This window comes from Vibrio sp. 1401, assembly GCF_033340295.1.
This window is the reverse complement of sequence record NZ_JAWOWF010000445.1, coordinates 1-651: the sequence shown is the minus strand read 5'-3', so window position 1 is coordinate 651 and position 651 is coordinate 1. Positions and strand designations below refer to the sequence as shown.

The following is a 651-nucleotide window of genomic DNA, read 5'->3' as shown; positions in this document are numbered from 1 at the left end:
CGCCACTTAAAAGTCGCACAGTTGAATTACTTCGCGCTTTCTTCTTCCATTTGAGCGTTATCAACCACGTGGTTTTCACCAAGGTCGTGTGGCAGCACTAGGTTAAGAAGGATTGCCACGATACCACATAGGCTTACACCTTGTAGGCTGAACTCGCCGATACCGAAAGCCATACCACCGATACCAAATACCAGTGTTACTGCAACGATCACTAGGTTACGAGACTTGTGTAGATCAACGTTGTTTTTAATCAGCGTATTCAAACCGACGGTTGCGATAGAACCGAACAGAAGAATCATGATGCCGCCCATTACTGGCACAGGAATGGTTTGCAGAATCGCACCTAGCTTACCTACCAGCGCAAGAACAATAGCGGTAATGGCAGCCCAAGTCATGATTACAGGGTTGAAAGCTTTGGTCAGCATTACCGCACCTGTTACTTCACTGTAAGTAGTGTTTGGCGGCGCACCAACCATTGATGCTGCAATTGTCGCGATTCCGTCACCCGCGATAGTGCGGTGTAGGCCTGGTTTCTTCAGGTAGTTTTTACCCGTTACATTTGAGATAGCCAACATGTCACCCACGTGCTCTACCGCAGGAGCGATTGCAACTGGGATCATGAATAGAATCGCGTTGATGTTGAACTCAGGC

Annotated in this window: 1 protein-coding gene; it reads right to left on the bottom strand. The window is 48.1% G+C overall.

What is annotated here, in order from left to right; translation table 11 throughout:
* Nucleotides 1-26: 26 nt before the first annotated feature.
* The coding region (locus tag R7Z77_RS26150) for a uracil-xanthine permease family protein (RefSeq protein ID WP_318137152.1) at nucleotides 27-651 on the bottom strand (625 nt) is incomplete at its 5' end.